The 16,921-nt window shown below is 60.0% G+C and carries 19 protein-coding genes and 1 tRNA gene; 14 read left to right on the plus strand and 6 right to left on the minus strand.

The window, feature by feature from the left end; genetic code table 11:
* Positions 1 to 411, plus strand: coding sequence for a hypothetical protein (locus ACRANW_RS08715; RefSeq protein WP_479431420.1), 411 nt, complete (start codon positions 1 to 3; stop codon positions 409 to 411).
* 238 nt (positions 412 to 649) lie between these two features.
* Here the strand turns inward: ACRANW_RS08715 and aroB are convergent, their stop codons facing one another.
* Positions 650 to 1,768, minus strand: coding sequence for a 3-dehydroquinate synthase (aroB, locus tag ACRANW_RS08720; RefSeq protein WP_479431421.1), 1,119 nt, complete (start codon positions 1,766 to 1,768; stop codon positions 650 to 652).
* Positions 1,759 to 2,328 (minus strand): shikimate kinase, encoded by a 570-nt coding sequence (locus tag ACRANW_RS08725; protein WP_479431422.1) that lies wholly within the window; start codon positions 2,326 to 2,328, stop codon positions 1,759 to 1,761. Before ACRANW_RS08725 ends, aroB begins: the two co-directional genes overlap by 10 nt.
* A gap of 38 nt (positions 2,329 to 2,366) precedes the next feature.
* Between ACRANW_RS08725 and ACRANW_RS08730 the strand changes: the two genes are divergently transcribed.
* From ACRANW_RS08730 to ACRANW_RS08750, 5 genes are all read left to right on the plus strand, one after another.
* Positions 2,367 to 2,573, plus strand: a complete 207-nt coding sequence (locus ACRANW_RS08730) for a hypothetical protein (RefSeq protein ID WP_479431423.1) — start codon at positions 2,367 to 2,369, stop codon at positions 2,571 to 2,573.
* Complete coding sequence (locus ACRANW_RS08735; protein ID WP_479431424.1) at positions 2,570 to 4,465, plus strand: hypothetical protein; 1,896 nt, start codon at positions 2,570 to 2,572, stop codon at positions 4,463 to 4,465. The genes ACRANW_RS08730 and ACRANW_RS08735 overlap by 4 nt, the downstream gene beginning before the upstream one ends.
* Positions 4,466 to 4,474: 9 nt before the next feature.
* Complete coding sequence (locus ACRANW_RS08740; RefSeq protein WP_479431425.1) at positions 4,475 to 5,362, plus strand: tyrosine recombinase; 888 nt, start codon at positions 4,475 to 4,477, stop codon at positions 5,360 to 5,362.
* 9 nt (positions 5,363 to 5,371) lie between these two features.
* Positions 5,372 to 6,316, plus strand: a complete 945-nt coding sequence (locus tag ACRANW_RS08745) for an acetyl-CoA carboxylase carboxyltransferase subunit alpha (RefSeq protein ID WP_479431426.1) — start codon at positions 5,372 to 5,374, stop codon at positions 6,314 to 6,316.
* 80 nt (positions 6,317 to 6,396) lie between these two features.
* The gene (locus ACRANW_RS08750) at positions 6,397 to 7,863 is read left to right on the plus strand and encodes a M48 family metalloprotease (protein ID WP_479431427.1); all 1,467 of its coding nucleotides are present in this window, start codon (positions 6,397 to 6,399) and stop codon (positions 7,861 to 7,863) included.
* A gap of 103 nt (positions 7,864 to 7,966) precedes the next feature.
* Here the strand turns inward: ACRANW_RS08750 and ACRANW_RS08755 are convergent, their stop codons facing one another.
* Together ACRANW_RS08755 and ACRANW_RS08760 are read right to left on the minus strand one after the other, a co-directional pair.
* A complete protein-coding gene (locus ACRANW_RS08755) occupies positions 7,967 to 8,161 on the minus strand; it encodes a Flp family type IVb pilin (protein WP_479431428.1) in 195 nt (64 codons plus the stop codon).
* 92 nt (positions 8,162 to 8,253) lie between these two features.
* Entirely contained in the window at positions 8,254 to 8,460 is a 207-nt protein-coding gene (locus ACRANW_RS08760) for a Flp family type IVb pilin (RefSeq protein ID WP_479431429.1), read from the minus strand.
* 100 nt (positions 8,461 to 8,560) lie between these two features.
* Between ACRANW_RS08760 and ACRANW_RS08765 the strand changes: the two genes are divergently transcribed.
* Together ACRANW_RS08765 and ACRANW_RS08770 are read left to right on the plus strand one after the other, a co-directional pair.
* Positions 8,561 to 9,001 (plus strand): (deoxy)nucleoside triphosphate pyrophosphohydrolase, encoded by a 441-nt coding sequence (locus tag ACRANW_RS08765; RefSeq protein WP_479431430.1) that lies wholly within the window; start codon positions 8,561 to 8,563, stop codon positions 8,999 to 9,001.
* Between the two features lie 30 nt (positions 9,002 to 9,031).
* Positions 9,032 to 9,108 (plus strand) — tRNA-Arg (locus tag ACRANW_RS08770).
* 53 nt (positions 9,109 to 9,161) lie between these two features.
* Here ACRANW_RS08770 and ACRANW_RS08775 read toward each other — a convergent pair.
* Complete coding sequence (locus tag ACRANW_RS08775; protein ID WP_479431431.1) at positions 9,162 to 9,551, minus strand: metallopeptidase family protein; 390 nt, start codon at positions 9,549 to 9,551, stop codon at positions 9,162 to 9,164.
* Between the two features lie 197 nt (positions 9,552 to 9,748).
* Here ACRANW_RS08775 and folE point away from each other — a divergent pair, with 197 nt between their 5' ends.
* From folE to ACRANW_RS08795, 4 genes are all read left to right on the plus strand, one after another.
* Positions 9,749 to 10,375 (plus strand): GTP cyclohydrolase I FolE, encoded by a 627-nt coding sequence (folE, locus tag ACRANW_RS08780; protein ID WP_479431432.1) that lies wholly within the window; start codon positions 9,749 to 9,751, stop codon positions 10,373 to 10,375.
* Between the two features lie 149 nt (positions 10,376 to 10,524).
* A complete protein-coding gene (locus tag ACRANW_RS08785) occupies positions 10,525 to 10,971 on the plus strand; it encodes a hypothetical protein (protein ID WP_479431433.1) in 447 nt (148 codons plus the stop codon).
* 134 nt (positions 10,972 to 11,105) lie between these two features.
* Positions 11,106 to 11,600: a c-type cytochrome gene (locus tag ACRANW_RS08790; RefSeq protein WP_479431434.1), complete on the plus strand. Its 495-nt coding sequence runs from the start codon at positions 11,106 to 11,108 to the stop codon at positions 11,598 to 11,600.
* Between the two features lie 6 nt (positions 11,601 to 11,606).
* Positions 11,607 to 12,299, plus strand: a complete 693-nt coding sequence (locus tag ACRANW_RS08795) for a cytochrome b/b6 domain-containing protein (RefSeq protein WP_479431435.1) — start codon at positions 11,607 to 11,609, stop codon at positions 12,297 to 12,299.
* Between the two features lie 64 nt (positions 12,300 to 12,363).
* On the opposite strand, the gene ACRANW_RS08800 is transcribed toward ACRANW_RS08795, so the two are convergent.
* Positions 12,364 to 12,843 (minus strand): redoxin family protein, encoded by a 480-nt coding sequence (locus ACRANW_RS08800; protein WP_479431436.1) that lies wholly within the window; start codon positions 12,841 to 12,843, stop codon positions 12,364 to 12,366.
* 186 nt (positions 12,844 to 13,029) lie between these two features.
* On the opposite strand from ACRANW_RS08800, the gene ahcY reads away from it, so the two are divergent.
* Entirely contained in the window at positions 13,030 to 14,454 is a 1,425-nt protein-coding gene (gene ahcY / locus ACRANW_RS08805) for an adenosylhomocysteinase (RefSeq protein WP_479431437.1), read from the plus strand.
* Positions 14,455 to 14,557: 103 nt separating this feature from the next.
* The gene (locus ACRANW_RS08810; RefSeq protein ID WP_479431438.1) at positions 14,558 to 16,918 is read left to right on the plus strand and encodes a PAS domain-containing sensor histidine kinase; all 2,361 of its coding nucleotides are present in this window, start codon (positions 14,558 to 14,560) and stop codon (positions 16,916 to 16,918) included.
* The last annotated feature ends 3 nt before the right edge of the window (positions 16,919 to 16,921 follow it).

A 16,921-nucleotide genomic window follows, 5' to 3' on the forward strand; every position in this document is an offset into this window, starting at 1 on the left:
ATGCTGGAAGCGCTTGTGCTCAATTTGGTTGTGCCAGTTGAACCGGCGTTGGTCGCGGATTTGCCCACCCATGACGTGACGCTCGATTTTCATGGCGAAACACAGGTTTGCACCGGACCGCTGTTAGCTGATGTGGTGGCGAGGATTGGCGCGCCGGCAGGCAGCGATATTCGCGGTGATGCCTTGCGAATGGCGGTCGTAATAGAAGCGCGCGATGGCTACCGCGTGGCTTTTACGCTGGGGGAGCTTGATCCGCTGCTGGGTAAGGCACAGGTCGTGCTGGCTGATCGCTGCAACGGCGTGCTGCTTGGAGAAGCGGACGGCCCATTCCGGGTGGCAGTTGCGGGTGATATGCGGGGCGCACGATCGGTGCGGCAGGTGGTGAGCGTGCGGCTGGCCACGGTGCCCTGAGACGCTTTCCTACGGTCAGCATAAGGGGCAAAATGCCAGGGCAGGGCAATATTCTGTTCGAAATCGCTCCGATAATGATGAACTCTATGATAAATTGAATAAATATACGAAACACGCGCGCTTTCAGGCATGGTCTAGGTCGTTCCAGACCCCTTCCAGACCCCTTCCAGACCCCTTCTAGGCCCTCTGTAGACCTCTGCTGGACCGGCTTTGGCCCGGACCGGGTGTGTCGGAGGCGCTACGCCACCAGTTCGGCGTCGAGAAACGCGGCAATATCTGCGAGATCGACGTCACGCGCGACATAGGCCTCTCCCAATGACCGCAGCAGCAAGAAGGGGAGGGTGGCGCTTTCCGCTTTTTTATCGTGGCGCATGTGCTCGACCAGTGCCGCGCCGTCACACGTTAGTCCCAGCGCTGCAAGGCTGGCCGGCAGCCCTGCCGCCGCAATCGCTTGTGCGGCGCGGTTGGAATCGGCACCGGAAATCTGCCCTCGCCGGGCGGAATAGCGTGCGGCCAACACCATGCCGAGCGCGACCGCCTCTCCATGCAGCAGACGTTGAGAAAAACCGGTTTCAGCCTCCAGCGCGTGGCCAAAGGTGTGGCCGAGATTGAGCAGCGCGCGGCGGTCCTCGGTCTCTCGCTCATCCTCGGCTACAATCTTCGCCTTCATCGCGATGCTGGTGGCAATCGCGTATTCCAGCGCGGCAGGATCACGCGCCATGACGTTGTTTCCATGGGTTTCCAGCCAGGTGAAAAACGCGGCATCGCCCAGCAGGCCGTACTTCAGCACCTCGGCATAGCCAGCGCGCATTTCGCGGGCCGGCAAGGTGTTCAGTACCAGCGGGTCGATCAGCACAAGGCTGGGCTGGTGAAACGCACCGATGAGGTTCTTGCCCGCGCGCGTGTTGATCGCGGTCTTGCCGCCAACCGAGGAATCAACCTGTGCCAGCAGCGTTGTTGGCAATTGCACAAAGCCGCAGCCGCGTTTCAGAATGGCGCAGGCAAAGCCGACCAGATCGCCTACCACGCCGCCGCCTAGCGCGAAGACATGATCCTTGCGTGTGATCCCCAGCCCGAGCAACCAGTCGCACAGGCGTTCGAGCACGCTCCAGGTCTTTGCATCCTCGCCTGGCTCGACCACGAACCATGTCGCAGCGATGCCATTCGCGGCCAGGTCGCTGTCGATCCCCGCAGCGAAGAGGCGATGGGTGTTGTTGTCGGCGACAAATGGCACGGGCCGCGCGGTCCCGAAGCTTTCGAAGAATGGCGCAGCGGCTTTACTCAACCGGGCCATCAGGCCTTCTTCAATCGCGACGTCGTAACTGCGTCCGGCCAGCGCGACGGAAATTACAGCCATTGTTCAATACCTTCGATAATGGTGCGCGCTGTATTCGCATGGGGTCCGTTCTCGCTGACGACGCGAATATGCGCCTGCGCGTAGAAGGGCGCGCGTTCCTGCGCCAGCCGGGTCAGGATTTCCCGCGGATCGCCATTCTTCAACAAGGGGCGATTGCTTCGCCGCGCCGTCCGCTCGACCAGCGTGTCGGTGTCACAGTCGATCCACACCGCGACGCCCCGTTCGAGGATGATCGCGCGGGTCGACGGGTCGACAAACGCGCCGCCGCCGGTAGCGATCACGCCGTGGGCTTGGTCCATGAGGCGTGCGATCACGCGCCGCTCGCCGTCGCGGAAGTAGGCCTCGCCGAAGGTCTCGAAGATTTCGGGAATGGAACGCTGAGCGGCTGCGACAATCGCATCATCGGCGTCAACAAAATCGCGTTGCAAGAGGTTGGCGAGCTTTCGTCCGACGGTCGATTTGCCGACGCCCATCAGGCCAACCAGCACGATTGGACGCGTGATGCGCGCAGCAATCGCCAAAAGGTCGGGATCATGCGGAGGGGCGGGCGATGCGGACATTGCCGCACGGCCTATAGATGGGCTAGGGCACACGCAATATGGCAAACCTGCGCCCCTCGCATCTCTCTCCATCCAGCCGTCAGGAAACGCCTGGTCGTCGGATATCGGGCAAAGTGCGGTGGGCGGCGTTCGCGTTCATCGTTACGGCTGGTTTGTTGGCGCTGGCATGGTTCGACGGCGGCGAAGAGCCGCTTCATCTGATTGCCGAGGCAGTGCCGCTGCCCGAGCAGGAGCAAGGAATGTGAAGCGGGTTTCGGTAAGCATTCTGGCACTGTGTGTCGCAGGCGTGCTGGGCGGATCGGGGCTGTCGGGACTTGCCTTTGCGCAAGGGAAGCCCGAATCGCTCCTGCCGCCGGGGTTTGACGATCCTGCACCTGCCCCAAGCCCCCGGCCCAGCGCTGCGCCGTCATCTGCGCCGCCGGCTGCTCCTTTGGCACCTGCACCGCCGGGAATTAGTCCTTTTCCAAGCGTGCCCGCTGCGCCAGTCGCCTTGCCGCCTTTACCCAGCATCACGCGAAGCGAATATGCCCGGTTGCCGACCCTGGATCAGCTGGAGAATATGTCGACCGAGGAGCTCGATCAGCTACTCGGCCTCAAGCCGAAATCCGATATTCCTGCAGGTGCGCAGCGCGCCCTCACGCGGGTAGGCGTACTGGCCACCGACGAGGGCGGATTGCCGCCGATCGCGCTGGCTAGTCAACCGGAAAAGCTGGTCCGGGCGGTGCTGGCGGGCACGCGCAGGCCGATGGTGTCGCGGTGGGGACATATTCTGCTGCGCCGCGCTTTGGCCAGCCGCCTTGCCGCGCCGCTGGGTATGGACCCAATTGAATTTGCTGCGCTGCGTGTCGGCGTGCTCAATGGCATAGGCGAATATGCGCTCGCCCGCGCGGTAGTGCAGGATATCGACAGCGCCGAATGGTCGCAGAGCCTGACGCAAGAGGCTCTGACCACTTACCTCGCCAGCGGCGATATAACGGGCGCCTGTCCCGCCGTGCGTTTGCAAGGCTCCTCGCGCAATGATGGCGCGTGGCAGATGTGGCAGGCAATCTGCAATGCCTATGCGGGCGAAACCGCATTGGCCGCCTCTCAGCTTGATCGCGCGCTGTTTCGCGGGGCCGCCCCCCGTATCGACGTGTTGCTGGCGCGGCGGCTTGCCGGGTCTGCGGGGCGCGGCCAGCGCGGCGTGCAGATTGAGTGGCAGGGTGTTGAGGAACTGAACCCCTGGCGTTTCGGCCTTGCGACCGCGGTGGGCGAGCCGTTGCCTGAAGGGCTGCTTGATCGCGCGTTGAACGCTGCGGATGGTGGTTATTACGCACGAGCGGGCGCCTTGCTTCCCATGCTGCCCGCAGCAGAGCGCGCTGCCTTCGCCGGGCGCGCCGCACGCGAAGGCATCTTGTCAGCCAGTGCGATGGTTGATCTGTACTCCGAGATCTACGCTGGCACTGGCGCGAACGGAAATCCTCAAACCCATGCGACCGCTCTGCGCGAAGCCTATCTGGCCAGTGATCCCGCAGCCCGCATCGCCGCGATGGAAAGGCTCTGGTCGGCGGGGTCGTCTTTGGGTGGTGGGGATGGCTATGGTGCACGGGTGCTGACCGCTTTTGCCGCAGCGCGCATTCCTGCCGATGCAGCCAATGCGGATGCCGCCGGTGATCTGATCGCAGCGATGCTGACGGCCGGGCTCGATGCCAATGCTGCGCGCTGGGCCAGTGTAGTGGAGGAAGGTTCGCTCGCGTGGGCGCTGATTGCGGTGGCTAATCCGCGCGGTGGTGACGTGGGGCAGGGCGCCGTCGAAAGCTTCACCGGGAATGACCGAAGCGATGGCGCACGCAAATCGGCATTTCTCGTCGCAGGTCTCGCCGGTTTGGGACGCCTGAGCGATGGCGATGCCCGTTCGCTTGCTGGTGGTCTCAATTTCGATCTGGCGCGCCAAACTCGCTGGAGCCGCACAATCGCGCGTGCGGCCGAAGTGGGCAATCCGGCGATGGTGGTGTTCCTTGCAGGTCTAGGAATGCAGGGCTCCAGCTGGCAGCAGATGACCCCCTTGCATCTTTATCACATTACTTCTGCGCTCAATCGGGTGGGAATGCAGGCCGAGGCCCGGATGATCGCGGCCGAGGCCGTGGCGCGCGGCTGAGATGCGCTGATGTCTGCGGCGACAGAGGCTTTCCTCGCCATGCTCGCCGCTGAGCGCGGGGCAGCGGCCAACACCCTTGTTGCTTACCGACGCGACCTCGATCAAGCGGAAGAAGCCATCGGCGATCTCGCTGCGGCACCGCGCGATGGGGTTGCCAGCCTCGCAGGGGAATGGACCGACCTTGCGCCATCCACCGTGGCTCGGAAAGCGTCGGCGTTGCGACAATTCTTCGGCTTCGCTGTTGATGAGGGTTGGCGCGGTGACGATCCATCAGGCGCGCTGCCACGCCCGCGCGCCCGCAGGCCGCTGCCCAAGGTACTGGCCTATGATGAGATCGCGGCACTGTTCGCCCGCGCAGAAGACGAGGCGCAAAGCGATGATCCCAAGGCAGTCCGGCTTCTTGCCTTGATCGAATTGCTTTATGGATCAGGCCTTCGCGCAAGTGAACTGGTGACGCTGCCGCTTCATGCGGTGCCCCGTGATGCGCCGTTCTTGACTGTCACGGGCAAGGGCGGAGCCTCACGGCTGGTGCCGGTTGGCGGGCGTGCGCTGGATGCCCTCACGCGCTGGCTGGCGCTGCGGCCGCAGGAGCCGACGTCGCGTTACCTGTTCTGTTCTCGCAAGGGCCAGCCGCTCAGCCGGGTACGCCTGTTCCAACTGTTGAAAGCACTGGCGATGCGTGCCGGTCTCGACCCTGCCACTGTCAGCCCGCATGTGCTGCGCCATGCCTTTGCAACCCACCTGCTTGAAGGCGGCGCAGATCTGCGCGTGCTCCAAACCCTGCTCGGCCATGCGGATATTTCAACGACTCAAATCTACACCCATGTGGACAGTGCGCGGTTGGTTGCTCTGGTCAATTCCCGCCACCCGCTTGCAACCCGGCCAACATCCGACTAGCCCCACCCCATGATTTCCTACCTCGATTTCGAGAAGCCCGTCGCCGCCCTTGAAGAGCGCATTGCCCAGCTGCGCAGCGTGAATGCGCTGCATGATGTTGATGTTGCCAGTGAGATCGGGCGGCTTGAGGCCAAGAGCATCGAACTGCTCAACCGAACCTATGCGTCGCTTACGCCGTGGCAGAAGACGCAAGTCGCCCGCCACCCGCAGCGGCCGCATTTCCGCGATTATGTCGCGCATGCCTTCAGCGATTTCATACCTTTGGGCGGGGACCGCCTCTACGGGGATGACCTGGCGATCATGGGCGGTTTTGCGCGCCTGAATGGGCGGCGGATCATGTTGATCGGACACGAAAAGGGCAACGATACGCAAAGCCGCATCCGCCACAATTTTGGCATGGGCAAGCCCGAAGGCTACCGCAAGGCGATCCGGCTGATGGAAATGGCCAGCCAATTCGGCCTGCCGGTCGTGACGCTGGTGGACACGTCGGGCGCGTTTCCGGGGATTGAGGCGGAGGAGCGCGGCCAGGCCGAAGCCATCGCACGATCGACCGAAGCCTGTCTTGCGCTTGAAGTGCCGATGATTGCGGCAGTCGTGGGTGAGGGCGGATCGGGCGGCGCTGTGGCGCTTGCTGCGGCCAATCGGGTGCTGATGATGGAGCATGCCGTCTACTCCGTGATTTCGCCGGAAGGCTGCGCATCGATCTTGTGGCGTACGTCGGAAAAGGCGCCCGAAGCGGCGCAGGCAATGAAGATCACCGCCCAGCATCTCAAGCGTGACAATGTGATTGATCGGATCGTGAAGGAACCGGTTGGCGGCGCTCATCGTGATCCGATAGCCGCGGCGCGAATGCTCGGCGCCGCGTTGACTGAGGAGATTGAAACGCTCTCCAGCAAGACCGCCAAGCAACTAATTGCTGCCCGAGAGGAACGTTTCCTCGCCATCGGAGGTTAAGGCCTCCCGCAACATAGTGATGCGCGACGTTGTTCGACATCATTTGGCCGACAGGCCACACTTCGCGGGAGAAAACCAACATGGCTCGAATTTCACGCAGACTTCTGGTGCTGGGTGCCGCGCCGATCGCGCTGGCCGGATGCGCAGGGATGGGTGGACCGATCCCATCGGCCTCCACGCCGATCACGCAAACCGAAGCGCAGCAAGGCGCGCAGTATCATCCGCAGTTGCTGGCCGAATTCGGCGGCGCGATGACAGGCACGCACGCGCAATATGTCGAGCAGGTGGGCAAGAACATCGCGGTGCAGTCAGGCCTCGGCAATGCGCGTGAATCGTTCACCGTCAGCTTGCTGAATTCGCCGGTGCACAACGCCTTCGCGGTGCCGGGGGGCTATATTTACACCACTCGTCAGCTTGTCACGTTGATGAACAACGAGGCGGAATTGGCCGGCGTGCTGGGGCATGAAGTGGGCCACGTTGCCGCCCGCCATTCGCAGCGGCGTCAGCAGAACGCGCAGCAGAACTCGCTTCTGGGCGGCGGATTGGCGATCCTTTCGGGGATCTTGCTGGGCGATTCGGGCCTCGGCAACACCATTTCACGCGGGGTTCTTCAGGGTTCGCAGATGCTGACTCTCAGCTTTTCGCGCCAGCAGGAACTCGAAGCGGACGATCTGGGCATCCAGTACCTTGCCAAGGCGGGATATGATCAGCGCGCGATGGGCACGGTGCTCGCAAGCCTTGCGGCGCAAAACGCGCTCGATGCGCGGCTTGCAGGACGCAATGCCAGTGTTCCGGAATGGGCGTCGACCCACCCCGATCCCGCCAGCCGGGTGCAAAGCGCGCTTTCTAAGGCCGCGGCGGGCGGTGTAACGAATCGCGACACCTTCCTTTCGCGGATTGATGGCCTTTTGTACGGGGACGATCCGGCGCAGGGCATGATCGAGGGCAGCACCTTCATCCACCCCGAACTTCGCCTTGCTTTCACCGCGCCCCAGGGCTTCTACATGGTGAATGGCACCCGCGCGGTCAGCATCAACGGGCAGGGCGGCCAGGCGCAGATGACGCTGGCGGCCTACAACGGCAATCTGGAAACCTATGTGCGCCAGCAGTTTACCGCCGCCGGTGGACAGAACAACAATCTGGCACCTGCGCAGCTGGAACGCACGACGGTCAATGGCCTGCCTGCGGTTTACGGCACGGCGCGGGTCAATAATGGCCAAAGCCAGGTTGATATCGTTGTTTTCGCGTACGAATTTGCGCGTGATCGTGCGTATCACTTCACCGCGATTGCGCCTGCGGGTCGTGCAGGCACGTTCAATTCGATGTTCCAGTCGATGCGCCGGATCACGCAGACCGAAGCGACATCGGTGGTGCCCAAGCAAGTTCAGGTTGTGACTGTGGCGCGCGGCGATACCGTGACGAGCCTTTCACGCCGGATGGCCTATCCCGCGGCGCAGGAAGAGCGGTTCCGGGTGCTGAACGCGCTGGGAAGTAGCGCGAGCTTAACGCCGGGGCAGAAGGTCAAGCTGGTCGTGCGGGCGCGGTAACATTTGAACGGTTATTTGGCCGCGTGGCCGAAGTTGATGACAGCAGATGCAAAAACGGCGGGGATTGCTCCCCGCCGTTCTTTGTCTGAAAATGCGACGCGGATTAATCAGTGTCAGGCGTTTCGGTCTTGTTGGCAGCGTCGAGCTTGGTGTCGACAACATTGAATGTATCCGCAACTTCACCGCCCACGGCGGTCATCGCGGTGATGGCAGCGACAGCGATCAGAGCGGCGATCAGGCCGTACTCGATGGCGGTTGCGCCCTGCTCGTCGCGGATGAGGTTCTTGAAAAAGGTCATGTATGGTCTCCTAATATGGTCTTTGGTACCCGAGCCGTTCGCCCCCTGGCGTCCGACAGATTTGTGATTAATCGGCAACTATTGATATTTCCCTAATCCGCTTGCGGCGTATTTAAGGTGTTGCCGCTCACAGTTGTCACTTCGTCTTCAACAATGCCCCACAGTTCGAAGCTTTCGCCAGCAACAGACTGAAACGAAACGATAATGGAAAGTGCAATGAGAGCAACGATCAGGCCGTATTCAATGGCAGTGGCCCCCGCATCGTCGTCGACCAGGTTCTGAAACAAAGTCGTCGACATTGGGAAATCCCCCACCTCCTGTGTCCTGACGACACTAGAAATCGGCCATTCGGGTTAAAGAAAAGTTTATGACCACGGCCAGAGTGGAAAATATTCCGACATGACGAGCACCCTGATGATGGTAGTTGCGGGCGCGTTGCTAGGCAGTGATGGCCGGTGGCTGATGCAATGCCGTCCGCCGGGAAAGCACCACGCAGGCTTGTGGGAGTTCCCCGGAGGCAAGGTGGAGGACGGCGAGTTACCCGTTCAGGCTTTGCGCCGGGAATTGGCGGAAGAGCTCGGGATTGCGGTCGCAGAAAGCCAGTGCCATCCCGCAACCTTTGCTGAGAGTGCCGTTGATCACGGCGGTCAAAGTCTTGTTCTTCTACTATACACCGTCCGCGATTGGCATGGTGAACCGCAATCGCAGGAGGGCGGCAGTGTCGGCTGGTTCACCGTATCAGAAGCTTTGGCCTTGCCGAAACCGCCGCTTGATGTGCGCCTTGCAGAGCGCCTGTTTCAAAAAAATGAATTCACGCCAAACGGCGCTTGCCAAGCCTGATGGACCCCCTTATGTGCCGCCTCCTAGCGCGCACCCGTAGCTCAGCTGGATAGAGCACCAGACTACGAATCTGGGGGTCGGACGTTCGAATCGTTCCGGGTGCACCACCATCGCCCGTCCCTTGAAAAAGGGGCGGGCGTTGTTGGTTTCTGGCGCAGGATCAGTTTTCATCGCTGTCTTCAAGCGCGTGCATATCATCATCTGACAAACCGAAATGATGGCCTGCCTCGTGGATTACCACATGCCGGATCAGCGCAGCAAAACTCACGCCAGTCTCCTGCATTTCAGCCAAGAGCGGCTGACGGAACAGCGTTATAACCGCCGGGAGACCGTCGCTCTCCCACTGGGATCTTTCCGTCAGCGCAACACCTTCGTAAAGACCGGTTAATTCCCATTGGTTCGTCATGCCAACAGCGTGCAGCTGCTCGGGCGCAGCAAATTCTTCGACCCGCAAAACCACATCATGCAACTGATCACGAAACGGTGCCGGAATGCGAGACAGCACGCCAATGGCAGCAGTTTCGAATTCGGCGGTGCTCGGCGTGTGCAAAATTGACGTCCTTTCCGATGCCCTTGGGGGTGATTTCCCGGTTTTTATACTTACATGTGTTAAGGCCCACGAGATGCACCCCGGGCGCGGTTACCGTGCCGGTTCGGAACCCATCGCTGACTTGCGGGTTCATCAATCTTCGGATCGACAGGATAGCGCCTTTGACAGGGCAATTGCGTAAAGAAAGACGACAGACCATGAATTATCTCGCGGCCCACGATCACGATGACACGTTTGATCCGGAAAACCCGATGGGCAAGCCCGAAGTGCCCGATCACGTCCAAGATGCGATCCGCACGCTGATCGCGTGGGCAGGCGATGACCCTGCGCGCGAAGGACTGCGCGATACGCCCAAGCGCGTCGGGCGTGCGTGGCTGGAATATTGCGAAGGATACAAGGAGGATCCTGCGATCCACCTGTCACGAATCTTCGAAGAAGTCGGCGGTTATGATGAAATTGTGCTTTTGAAGGACATTCCGTTTCAGTCACATTGCGAGCATCATATGGCGCCGATCATCGGCAAGGCGGCGATTGCTTACTTGCCCAACAAAAAGGTGGTCGGCATTTCAAAGCTTGCGCGGGTTTTGCATGGGTTTGCACAGCGGTTGCAAATTCAGGAGCGACTGACGGCGGAAGTTGCCAGTTGCATATGGGATAACCTTGAGCCGCAAGGCGTAGCCGTGGTGATTGAAGCCCAGCATGGCTGCATGACCGGTCGCGGAGTAAAGACCCCGGGTGTTGGCATGATCACAAGCCGGATGCTCGGCTGTTTTCTCGATGATCACCGCAGCCGTAAGGAAGTGATGAGCCTGATGGGCTACTGATCGACAAAGTTGCAGCGCATGCCAAAGTGTGACATTTTTTCCTTGGATGTGTTAATTCTGCACCATGTTTGATTGGAAATCTCGCGGTCTAATGGTATAATTTCACCATCAACGGTCTCAACGACCGGGATCATGCAGGAGATACCATCATGAAAAAATTTTTCCTCGCCGGGTTAATGACCGCGGCACTCGCTTCGCCTTCGGTGGCGTTGGAGCACGACGTCGTGATCGATCACGCGTCTGGGCCAATCGCCGCCGATTACAAAGGCTCGGTTGAAATCGAAACAAAACAGGTCGGTGTCCCAGGGGTTGCTGGCCGCCCCAATACGCTGCGGTGCAACTGGACCGCCAGTCTGAACGTCGAACGGGTCGCCAAGGTCGGTGATGTCATGCAGTCGCGTCGCAGCCTGACGCGCGACGATGTTACCAGCGGTTCGCGCTCGGGATGGTGCAAGACACAGACCAAAGCAATTGATCGATTGGTCGAGAACCACAGCGAAACATTTCGCAACACAATGCTAGCGGTTATTGAACAGGACCGCGCCATTATCGTCGCTGAAGCTGAAAGTGCGTTGAAAACCCGTCGTGACGGTTGATCACTGAAATAACGCGCATCAATGCGGGGCGCCTTTTGCATAGAAGGCGCCCCTTTTTCGTGTTTGCGATCAGCTGCAAAGCGGAATAGTCTCACCGCAGGCCAGTATAATGGCCTTGCAAAAGGAGATTGCTGATGTTGCGCAGCCCTGTCACCCGTGTCCTCATTGCCGCCACGTTGGCTGGTGTGCTTGCCGCTTGCTCGGGCGAAGGCGCCACCGGCACCGGATCGGCAGGCGAGGTTCCGCCGATCATCAAGGAGCGACAGGACAATTATGAAGGGATCGGCGCTGCGTTCAAAGCGGTGCGTGGCGAGCTTGAAAAAGGTACGCCTGATTTCACTCTCATTGCTGCCAAGGCGAGCGATATCAACGCTCGTGCAGCCAATATCGAAGGCCATTTCCCTGCTGGCACCAGCGTAGATGATGGCTATGATACCGAAGCTCTCCCTGCGATCTGGGAGAAGCCCGAAGAATTTAAAGCCGCTGCACAAAAGCTTGTCGATGAGAGCGCCAAGTTGGTGACAGTCGCCGGGCAGGGCGACAAAACCGCAACCGGAGCTCAAGCGGTGACGATGGGTGGCACGTGCAAAGGCTGTCACGATCAGTTTCGGCTAGATGACAAAAAGTAGGCAAGGATGACGGCGCCGTTTATTCCCTCTGCCGAAAAGGCGCGCGATGTTCGGGTGTGGGACCCCATGCTTCGCATAACGCATTGGAGCTTCCTACTGATTATTCCGATGATGTGGTGGACGGCGGAAAATTCGAAGTGGGCCTTGCATCGCCAAACCGGTTTGGTGCTGTTTGGTCTGCTGACATTTCGGATCTTGTGGGGTTTCCTCGGCCCGCAAACGGCGCGATTTTCGGACTTTGTGAAGGGGCCAGGTGAAGTCATTGTCTATTTGCGTAGGCAGGTAACCGATGTGGCCCCGCAGATCGGACACAGTCCTCTGGGCGGATGGAGCACGCTTGCGCTGCTGGGCGCGATGCTACTGCAGGTCAGCATGGGACTGTTTGCAGGCGATCCCTATGATGGGATGACCGGACCCCTCAATCCGCTTGTCGGCGTGATGACCGCTGATACGCTTACAGAACTGCATGAGACATTTTTCTGGGTTATCATTGGACTGATTGCGCTGCACCTCGCGGCGATCAGTTTTTATGCCATCAGGGGCAATGATCTCGTGAGCCCCATGGTCAGCGGCGACCATCCCCCCATACCAGACGTGACAGGGATCGGGCCGACACCATGGGGGCGGGCGACGTTGGCCGTTGCGCTTGCCCTCGGCTTTACGCTGTGGCTGACATACGGCGCGCCGCCGCTCACCTAATATGAAAAGGGGGCGCTTTCCGGTTTTGAAAAGCGCCCCCTTTAAAATCAAAAGGTCGAGAGGCTCAGAGCTGCCCGAGCATGTGATCGGCGCTTGACACCTTGAAGTCGCCCGGCGCTTCGACATTGAGCTGCTCGACCACACCATCATTGATGACCATCGAGAATCGCTGGCCGCGCTTGCCCATGCCAAAGCCCGAGCCGTCCATGGTTAGACCGATCGCGTCGACGAATTCGGCATTTCCATCCGCCAGCATGGTGATGTCGTCACTGCCCGAGGCTTGGTTCCACGCCCCCATGACGAAGGCATCATTCACTGCAGTCCCAATGATTTCGTCAACGCCCTTGGCCTTGAGGTCACCCGCCTTACCGACGAAGCCCGGAAGGTGCTTAGCCGAACACGTCGGGGTGAACGCGCCCGGGACCGAGAACAACGCGACCCGCTTTCCGGCGAAATAATCAGACGACTTGACGGCCTGCGGACCTTCGGCAGTTGCTTTGACAAGTGTGACTTCGGGGATTTTGTCGCCAACGGAAATCGTCATGGTTTGGGTATCCTCATATCTGCGATGTGCCAGACGATCTCTATAACGGGTGCTGCCGTGCGGGCAACAATTAGACATATAAAGATAAGTTTATATTTGCTTCGGACTGCCCTTACCGCTAGGAGCTGGGTCGTAAGCAGACTGCTGCAATCACTTGTGCGGCGCTGCGCTAAGGAGATATGATTTATGGCTACCCTCGCTGCCGCCCCCACACATGAATATGTGATCAAGGACATCGCGCTGGCTCGTTTCGGCCGCGATGAAATCCAGATCGCTGAAACTGAAATGCCCGGCCTGATGGCATTGCGTGACGAATACGGCGCTGCTCAGCCTCTCAAAGGCGCGCGTATCACCGGCTCGCTTCACATGACGATCCAGACCGCAGTCTTGATCGAAACCCTCGTCGCGCTGGGCGCCGAAGTGCGCTGGGCGACTTGCAACATCTTCTCGACCCAAGATCATGCAGCGGCCGCGATCGCCGAAAGCGGCATTCCGGTGTTCGCAATCAAGGGCGAAACGCTGGCCGATTACTGGGATTACGTTGGCCGCATCTTCGATTGGGCCACCGATGAAAATCCTGACCTCACCTGCAATCTTATCCTCGACGATGGCGGCGATGCCACCATGTTCGCGCTGTGGGGCGCGCGCCTTGAAGCGGGCGAGGAAATGGGCAAGCCCACCAACGATGAAGAAGTTGAATTCCAGCGCGCCTTGAAGGCCTTTGTGGCTGCACGACCGGGCTACCTCACCAAGACCGTCAAGGCGATCAAGGGCGTTTCGGAAGAAACCACCACCGGCGTCATGCGGCTTTATCAGATCGCCAAGCAGGGCAAGCTGCCTTTCCCGGCGATCAATGTAAACGACAGCGTTACCAAGTCGAAGTTTGACAACCTCTATGGCTGCAAGGAATCGCTGGTCGACGCGATCCGCCGCGCAACGGATGTCATGCTCGCCGGCAAGGTTGCCTGCGTTGCCGGATATGGCGATGTCGGCAAGGGTTCGGCAGCCTCGTTACGCGACGGCGGCGCCCGTGTGATGGTGACGGAAATCGACCCGATCTGCGCGCTTCAGGCAGCGATGGACGGCTTTGAAGTTGTCACCATGGAAGACGCCATCAAGCGCGCTGACATCTTCGTCACGGCCACCGGCAATGAAGACGTGATCACCGCTGATCACATGATGAACATGAAGCCGATGGCAATTGTCTGCAACATCGGTCACTTCGACAGTGAAATCCAGATTTCCGCGCTTTCCAATTACAATTGGAAGGAAATCAAGGAAGGCACTGATCTCGTGACATTCCCCGATGGTAAGTCGATCCTGATCCTTGCGAAAGGCCGTTTGGTGAACCTTGGCTGTGCCACTGGTCACCCGAGCTTTGTGATGAGCGCAAGCTTCACTAATCAGACCTTGGCGCAGATCGAACTGTTCACCAAGGCAGACGAATATCAGAACGATGTCTACGTTCTGCCCAAGCATCTCGACGAAAAGGTCGCAGCGCTGCATCTTGAAAAGCTTGGCGTGAAGCTGACCGAGCTTAGCAGCAAGCAGGCAAGTTACATCGGCGTACCGCAGGCTGGACCTTTCAAGCCTGATCACTACCGCTACTAAGTGATGTCCATTGTCCGCTTCCACCCCGATTTATCACGGGGCTGGGGGCGGACAATGCTATCCCCCGTTGCACTCCCGCCCGCGCCCGCATAGCGGTTGGGTGATGGAACTTTCGCCTCTCTCATTGGTGCTGTTTGCACTCGTTCTGGCTGCCTGGGCGGTAGGGGCGGCGATCATTGTGTTGCGCGCCAATCAGAGCGTGAAGCGTTCCAAGGCGATGAGGACCAGTCTCAAGCGGATGCAGGTACTGCTCGATGTGGCGCCAGCTTTGCCTTTGTTGGTACGTGTCGATGGGCGTCTTGAAGCGCCTGATAAATTAGCACGGATGCTCGGTCTGGCCACGATGCCACGATATTTGTCCGAGCTTGCCACGCCTGTGGGAAAGCCCAAAGGTGGCGGTCTCACGCAGGCGCAGATCGATCAGCTTTGGGCCAAGGTCCAAATCACTCAGAAAAGCGCGACGCCTTTTCGTATGGCGATCAATCTCCCAGATGCGCAACGCAGCCTGGCGCTGTACGGTACGTTAGCGGATCCGCAGGTCTCTCCTGGCGGCGCGGCGCTTGTGTGGGTCTTCGACTTTACCGACAGTCATGCTGAAATGGCGCGCCTACGTTCGGCAGCCGCGCGCGCGACCGGCGATTTTGCTGCGCTGGTGGGACTGATTGAGGCAGCGCCTATGCCTATGTGGTTTCGCGGTTCGGACCTGACCCTCCAATTGGTCAATCAAGCCTATGTCGATGCCGTCGGTGCGCTTACTGCCGCGGAAGTCGTACAGGGACAAATCGAATTGCTTGAGCCCGAAGACGGGAAATCTCCCGCCGATGTCGCCCTTGGCACCTTGGAAAGTCAAGATAAATCCGAACGAATCATCGCCGCCACCATCCACGGCGCACGCCGAACGCTAAGAGTGAGCGATCTTCCGCTTGGGCCGGAAGGTGTGGCAGGCTACGCCATCGACATTGAAGAACAACAGCAGGTCGCACGAGAATTTCGCGCGTTCCGCGATGCGCAGCGAGCCCTTCTCGATCAGTTATCGGTCGGAGTCGCGCTGTTTGATAGCGAAGAACGCCTGACCTTTGCCAATCGCCCGTTTCGAAGGTTGTTTTCTCTCGCCGAAGAAGCGGTCGATGCCAATACTCCGTTCCAGAGGTTTCTTGCCGAGGCGCGTGAGCGTGGGCGTACGCCTGAGGTGCGCGATTTCCCCGAATGGCGGCGTGAGCGTACCGCCTGGTTCGGCATGCAGGACACTCTCGAAGAGGCATGGCCTCTGCCCGGTGGCACACACCTTCGCATAGTCGCCCAGCCTATGCCTGATGGCGGTCTTGTTCTGCTCACCGAAGATCGGACAGAAAGCCTTGCCCTGTCTGCTGTGCGCGACACGCTGTTGCGTACGCGCACAGCAACGCTGGACAGCCTGTTCGAAGCACTCGCGATCTTCGCTCCCGATGGATCAGTTCAGCTTTGGAACCGCAGCTTTGCCGGCACATGGGGCCTGACGCCCGAATTTCTCGATCTCCACCCGAGCGCAGATGAGTTGCTGCGTGCGATCGGGCTCAATCTGGTGCGTCCCGACGATGCAGGATTGATCGGTGCCGCTGTGCGCGCAGCGACGCTCGATCGCCGCGAAAAGGGTGGGCAGGTGGAACTCGCCGATGGCCGGACCCTGCGATTTGCCGGTATTCCATTGCCCGATGGCAACGGACTTCTGACAGTGCTCGATATTACCGCTTCGCAAAAAGCTGAGCAGGCCTTGCGCGAGCGCGCCGAGGCGTTGGAGGAAGCCGATGCCGTCAAGGCTCGCTTCCTCGCTAATATGTCTTACGAATTCCGCACGCCGCTGACGACGATTGGCGGTTTTGCCGAATTGCTGAAAAGCGGCGCTGCCGCCGATCCGCAAGCTGCCAGCGAATACGTCGACGCGATCCTCAGCGCGGTCGTTCGTCTCACCGAACAGGTGGAAAACGTGCTCGACCTTTCGCAAAGCGAGGCAGGGCTGCTGCCGATCCGCAAGGAGCGCCTCGATGTTCTCGATTTCTTGACGACCTTGGTGCGTGAGCGCGAAACCGCCATTATTGCGGCCGCGCTCAGCCTTGATCTCAAGGGCCGCCGGGGACGTGTCATAGAGGCGGATCCACGACAATTGGGCCGCGCCATTGGCAATCTGATCGACAACGCGGTGGTCGGCACACCTCAAGGCGGACGTATTGTGATCGAGATCAGGAAGGCCTCTGAAGGAACCGATTGGGGTATGGAAATCAGCATTGCCGATAATGGCCGTGGCATGACCTCGCAGGAGCTTGCTCGGGCGCAGGGCGGGGTAAAGCCCATCAGCGAAGGCACGCCTGAGCGCCGGACAGGGCTTGGCATTCCGCTCGCCCGGCAACTCATCGCCGCGCATGACGGGACGCTTGAGATCGACAGCCGCAAGGGCGCGGGCACTACTGCGACGATCCGCTTGCCGTGACGG

The organism is Erythrobacter sp. 'gip.4 top 5', assembly GCF_056495765.1.

Bases quoted from the DNA above. Each gene is read 5' to 3' on its own strand.
- ACRANW_RS08760 (WP_479431429.1), bottom strand. From the start codon at position 8,460: ATGTCGACGACTTTGTTTCAGAACCTGGTCGACGACGATGCGGGGGCC.
- ahcY (WP_479431437.1), top strand. From the start codon at position 13,030: ATGGCTACCCTCGCTGCCGCCCCCACACATGAATATGTGATCAAGGAC.
- ACRANW_RS08725 (WP_479431422.1), bottom strand. From the start codon at position 2,328: ATGTCCGCATCGCCCGCCCCTCCGCATGATCCCGACCTTTTGGCGATT.
- ACRANW_RS08785 (WP_479431433.1), top strand. From the start codon at position 10,525: ATGAAAAAATTTTTCCTCGCCGGGTTAATGACCGCGGCACTCGCTTCG.
- ACRANW_RS08745 (WP_479431426.1), top strand. From the start codon at position 5,372: ATGATTTCCTACCTCGATTTCGAGAAGCCCGTCGCCGCCCTTGAAGAG.
- ACRANW_RS08740 (WP_479431425.1), top strand. From the start codon at position 4,475: ATGTCTGCGGCGACAGAGGCTTTCCTCGCCATGCTCGCCGCTGAGCGC.
- ACRANW_RS08800 (WP_479431436.1), bottom strand. From the start codon at position 12,843: ATGACGATTTCCGTTGGCGACAAAATCCCCGAAGTCACACTTGTCAAA.
- ACRANW_RS08715 (WP_479431420.1), top strand. From the start codon at position 1: ATGCTGGAAGCGCTTGTGCTCAATTTGGTTGTGCCAGTTGAACCGGCG.
- ACRANW_RS08755 (WP_479431428.1), bottom strand. From the start codon at position 8,161: ATGACCTTTTTCAAGAACCTCATCCGCGACGAGCAGGGCGCAACCGCC.
- ACRANW_RS08750 (WP_479431427.1), top strand. From the start codon at position 6,397: ATGGCTCGAATTTCACGCAGACTTCTGGTGCTGGGTGCCGCGCCGATC.
- aroB (WP_479431421.1), bottom strand. From the start codon at position 1,768: ATGGCTGTAATTTCCGTCGCGCTGGCCGGACGCAGTTACGACGTCGCG.
- folE (WP_479431432.1), top strand. From the start codon at position 9,749: ATGAATTATCTCGCGGCCCACGATCACGATGACACGTTTGATCCGGAA.
- ACRANW_RS08790 (WP_479431434.1), top strand. From the start codon at position 11,106: ATGTTGCGCAGCCCTGTCACCCGTGTCCTCATTGCCGCCACGTTGGCT.
- ACRANW_RS08795 (WP_479431435.1), top strand. From the start codon at position 11,607: ATGACGGCGCCGTTTATTCCCTCTGCCGAAAAGGCGCGCGATGTTCGG.
- ACRANW_RS08730 (WP_479431423.1), top strand. From the start codon at position 2,367: ATGGCAAACCTGCGCCCCTCGCATCTCTCTCCATCCAGCCGTCAGGAA.
- ACRANW_RS08765 (WP_479431430.1), top strand. From the start codon at position 8,561: ATGACGAGCACCCTGATGATGGTAGTTGCGGGCGCGTTGCTAGGCAGT.
- ACRANW_RS08810 (WP_479431438.1), top strand. From the start codon at position 14,558: ATGGAACTTTCGCCTCTCTCATTGGTGCTGTTTGCACTCGTTCTGGCT.